Source organism: uncultured Thomasclavelia sp. (genome assembly GCF_944324745.1).
Classification (GTDB): Bacteria; Bacillota_I; Bacilli_A; order Erysipelotrichales; family Coprobacillaceae; genus Thomasclavelia.
In genome coordinates, this window is the sequence record NZ_CALUXO010000023.1 from 1 (window position 1) to 4,383 (window position 4,383).

General features: G+C 30.3%; 5 protein-coding genes and 1 other RNA gene. 5 read left to right on the forward strand and 1 reads right to left on the reverse strand.

Going from position 1 to position 4,383, the window contains the following annotated elements:
* The 5 genes from Q0K54_RS02440 to recR form a co-directional block, all read left to right on the forward strand.
* Positions 1-477, forward strand: a 477-nt coding sequence (locus Q0K54_RS02440; protein WP_294578258.1) for a DUF5131 family protein, incomplete at its 5' end; no start/stop codon positions are given.
* Positions 478-604: 127 nt separating this feature from the next.
* Positions 605-692: signal recognition particle sRNA small type (gene ffs, locus Q0K54_RS02445), an RNA gene on the forward strand.
* Between the two features lie 17 nt (positions 693-709).
* Positions 710-1,168 (forward strand): nucleoside deaminase, encoded by a 459-nt coding sequence (locus Q0K54_RS02450; protein WP_294578259.1) that lies wholly within the window; start codon positions 710-712, stop codon positions 1,166-1,168.
* A 51-nt stretch (positions 1,169-1,219) separates the two neighbouring features.
* Positions 1,220-3,076 (forward strand): DNA polymerase III subunit gamma/tau, encoded by a 1,857-nt coding sequence (dnaX, locus tag Q0K54_RS02455; RefSeq protein WP_294578260.1) that lies wholly within the window; start codon positions 1,220-1,222, stop codon positions 3,074-3,076.
* Positions 3,077-3,085: 9 nt separating this feature from the next.
* The gene (gene recR / locus Q0K54_RS02460; RefSeq protein WP_294578261.1) at positions 3,086-3,679 is read left to right on the forward strand and encodes a recombination mediator RecR; all 594 of its coding nucleotides are present in this window, start codon (positions 3,086-3,088) and stop codon (positions 3,677-3,679) included.
* A 217-nt stretch (positions 3,680-3,896) separates the two neighbouring features.
* Here recR and Q0K54_RS02465 read toward each other — a convergent pair whose 3' ends face one another.
* Positions 3,897-4,319 (reverse strand): Hsp20/alpha crystallin family protein, encoded by a 423-nt coding sequence (locus tag Q0K54_RS02465; RefSeq protein WP_294578262.1) that lies wholly within the window; start codon positions 4,317-4,319, stop codon positions 3,897-3,899.
* Positions 4,320-4,383 lie beyond the last annotated feature (64 nt).

A 4,383-nucleotide genomic window follows, 5' to 3' on the forward strand; every position in this document is an offset into this window, starting at 1 on the left:
CCAGCTAAGCATTATGGCATTATGTGTGCCCCATTAATCGGACCAATTGATTTGTCTAACTATTTAGATAATGATAAAATTGAACAAATTATTGTTGGTGGTGAAAATTATGATGGCAGTCGTCCCTGTCATTACGAGTGGGTTTTGAAAATGTATTTTCAAGCCAAAAAGCATCGAGTAAAATTTTGTTTTATTGAAACGGGTACTTATTTCATAAAAAATAATAAAGGTTATTATATTCCAGCTAAGAAAAAGCAAAGTCAGTTAGCTTTTAAATCAAAATTACAATATCGGGGGAAACCAATTGAATTTAATTTACCCAAAGATGATTATCAAATTCATTATCGTCAAGGATGTTATCAATGTGGTTCACGATTAATTTGTAATGGGTGTAGTGATTGTGGACGTTGTCATGAAGCAATAGTTACTAAAGAAGAGATGGATAAATACGATTTCGATAATGCTTTTTTTGAATGATTAACAAATCTTGATAGGATGTATATATCTTTTTGATTGTTTATTTTAAAGCAATTAAAAATCAACTTCATAAAATACTTTATCAAAAAAATGATTGCAATTATAATTTAATTAAGTTATAATTTTATTTGCCATTACAATAGGCGGCTTCGAACCATGTCAGGACCGGAAGGTAGCAGCATTAAGGAGTACCGTTTATGTGTAGTGGCTTTTTGTTTAAAGGAGAAATTAGATGGATCAAGATTTAGAATTTATGAATTTAGCCTATGAAGAAGCTGCAAAATGTTTAGAAATTGATGAAGTGCCAGTTGGAGCAATTATTGTAAAAGATAATCAGGTTATTAGTAGCGCTCACAATTTAAGAGAAACTACTAAATTAGCTACGGCTCATGCCGAAATAATTGCAATTGAAGCAGCATGTCGGAAATTAGATTCATGGTATCTTGATCAATGTACGTTATATGTTACTTTAGAACCATGTTTAATGTGTTCAGGAGCGATTATTAATAGTCGAATAAAACGAGTTGTTTTTGGCGCAAATGAATCAAGATGGTTAGCTTTAACTAGTATTTATCAAAGTGAAAAACCAGTCAATCATTGTCCTGAAATAACTGCTGGGATAATGGAAGAACAATGTTCAAAAATAATTAAAGACTATTTTAAAAATAAAAGAAAGAAGGGTAAAAGTTAGAGAATTTATCCTTTTTTTATAGTATAATGGTGGAAGTGAGGAGTGAGTGTTATGTCATATAAAGCTTTATATCGATCTTATCGACCACAAACGTTTGAGGAAGTAGCCGGTCAGGAACATATTATTACAACTTTAAAAAATGCCATTAAAGAAAATCGTATTGCACATGCTTATTTATTTGCCGGTCCTCGAGGAACTGGAAAAACAACCGTAGCTAAATTATTAGCTAAAGCTTTAAATTGTACTGGTGAAAATCCGCCATGTGATCAATGCGATAACTGTAAAGCAATAACTAATGGTGAGCATCCAGATGTTATTGAAATCGATGCTGCCAGTAATAATGGGGTTGACGAAGTTCGTGATTTAATTGATAAAGTCAAATATGCGCCAATCAATGGTAAATATAAAGTCTATATTATCGATGAAGTTCATATGATGTCATCAGGGGCTTTTAATGCTTTATTAAAGACGCTAGAAGAACCACCAGCTCATATTGTCTTCGTTTTAGCAACCACGGAGCCTCATAAAATCTTACCGACAATTATTTCTCGTTGTCAAAGATTTGATTTTAAAAAAGTAGATGATCGTGACATTGTTAAAAGAATGGAATATGTTTTAGATTCTGAAAATAAAAAATATGATCCTAATGCATTAACCATTATCGCTAAACTGGCAGATGGTGGTATGCGTGATGCATTAAGTATTCTTGAACAATGTTTGGCTTATAATAATGAAATTACTGTTGATAATGTCAATGAAGTATATGGTTTATTATCAATGGATAATAAAATTAGATTTATTAAACAATTATTATCTAAAGATATAAAAGGTGTTTTAGAATCTTTAGAGGTAATGTTAAGTGGTAGTATTGATATTAAACGATTAACATTTGATCTAATTGATGTATTAAAGGATGTAATTATTTATAAAAATACTCAAGATTTATCAATTTTATTTGTCTTAACTAAATCAGATATAGATAGTTTAGCACCGTATATTTTAGTTGAGGAAGCTTTTGATATTATCGATATTTTAATTGATGCAAGTAATCATTATAGTCAATCAATTAATGCCGATACATATTTTGAGCTGGCAATGCTTAAAATATGTAATAAAATAAAGGATGAAAATAAAGCAGCTATATCCGATGAAGCAGTTGTTACTATTAATCAAAAACCAGATCCAATTATTGAAGAAACAGCAACTGATATTCAAGATAGCCAAGATGATGAATTTGATTACCAGGAGGAAGTTGATTATCAAACCGAAGAGCCTGATTATCAGGAAATTAATGAAATAATTGATGATGAAATAGTTAATGATAAAGAAAAAAATGTAAAAGAAATTAAAGATGATTTAATAATAGAATCTAAGAATACTGATATAAATACAGAAGAGCCTGCTCCAGAAAAAACAAAACAAGTTAATATCGAAGTATCTTTTGATGATATTTTAAATATTCTGGTTCAAGCTAAACGACCTGTTTTAAATGAAATAAAGGAAAAATGGCCAGTAATCGCTCGCTATCGATTTAATTTAAATACCGCTAAATATGCTTCAATGCTCTGTGATGGAACGCCTGTAGCAGCCGGAGATGGCGGAATCATTTTAGCTTTTGATCATCAACCAAGTGTTAATGAAGTTAATGAAACCAAAAATTATTATCAATTGAAGAAGTTTTTAAATGAAGTTCTTGGTGCTAGTTATGATTTTATTGCCGTAAAAAGTAGTGAATGGCCAGATATTAGAAACAACTATATTGAATTAATGCGCTCTGGCAAATTACCAGAACCCCAACCAATCGTCTTACACCACATTGGTCAAGAAGAAGATGAAAAAGCAGAACTGAATGATGCCCAATCGTTAGCTTTGGAACTATTTGGCGATATAGTTGAATTTGAAGAATAGGAGGAAAATATGAATTATCCGCAAGCATTTCAAGATTTAGTAGATTGTTTTAAACGTTTACCGGGAATTGGTGGTAAAAGTGCTGAAAGATTAGTTTATCATGTTTTATCAATGGACAAAAAATATGTTGATGAATTTGCCGAGTGCTTAAGCACCATTCAAGAAAAGATTCATTATTGTAAAAAGTGTGGTAACATTTGTGAAGGAGATTGTTGCGATATTTGCAGTGATCCTAGTCGTGATCAAACAACTATTTGTGTTGTTGAAAGTCCTAAAGATGTATTTGCAATGGAAAAAGTGAAAGAATACCATGGTTTATATCATGTTTTACATGGAGCAGTCTCAATCATGGATGGTAAAACAATGGAGGATTTAAATATTTCATCACTGTTCGATCGTTTAAATGACCAAACTAAAGAAGTAATAATTGCAACTAATCCTACTCGTGATGGTGAAACTACAGCTTTATATTTAGCAAAATTATTAGCTAAGAAAAATATTAATACTAGTAGAATTGCTAATGGATTACCAATTGGAAGTAATATTGATTATGCTGATGAGCTTACTTTATTAAAATCATTGGAGGGAAGAAAAAAAATATAACCAGTTCATATAATTTATTGAGGTGGTTTATGAAGAAATTTATTGTCTCTTTTATTAGAGCAGTATTTATTTTATATATATTAAATATCATAACTAATGATTACTTCAGCTATAATTTTTTAAACTTATTTATTTTAACAATGTTATCTTATCCAGGGATAATTCTTATTTATTTTTTATCAATAATTTAAAAATCCGGATTGCTCCGGATTTTTTGTTAGTCAATTGGAATATATGTTTTTGTTTCCACTTGTTTTGGTGCTTCTTTTGGTAACGTGATTATCAATTCACCATTACTGTAGCTGGCTTTGATATCTTCTTGTTTGACACTGTCACCAACATAGAAACTTCTTGAACAAGATCCACTGTAACGTTCTTGACGAATGATGTTTCCTTCATTGTCTTTTTCATCATTGTTTGTTGCCTTATTGGCACTAATATTCAAATATCCATCTTTTAATTCAATTGAAATGTCATCTTTTGAAAAACCAGGTACTTCCATTTCTAACTGATAATTATCTCCAACTTCTTTAACATCAGTTTTCATCAAGCTTGAAGTATTAGTTCCTCTAAAGAAAGGATCACTAAACATGTTATCAAATACATCATCAAAAGTTGCAAATCCAGGTAGTAATTTCATATAAATCATCTCCTTTTAAATTTATCCATTGAAATTACTTCATGAATAATCATCTTTTTCTTTT

Excerpts from the sequence above, each read along its gene's own strand:
- Q0K54_RS02450 (WP_294578259.1), top strand. The coding sequence starts at position 710 with ATGGATCAAGATTTAGAATTTATGAATTTAGCCTATGAAGAAGCTGCA.
- dnaX (WP_294578260.1), top strand. The coding sequence starts at position 1,220 with ATGTCATATAAAGCTTTATATCGATCTTATCGACCACAAACGTTTGAG.
- recR (WP_294578261.1), top strand. The coding sequence starts at position 3,086 with ATGAATTATCCGCAAGCATTTCAAGATTTAGTAGATTGTTTTAAACGT.
- Q0K54_RS02465 (WP_294578262.1), bottom strand. The coding sequence starts at position 4,319 with ATGAAATTACTACCTGGATTTGCAACTTTTGATGATGTATTTGATAAC.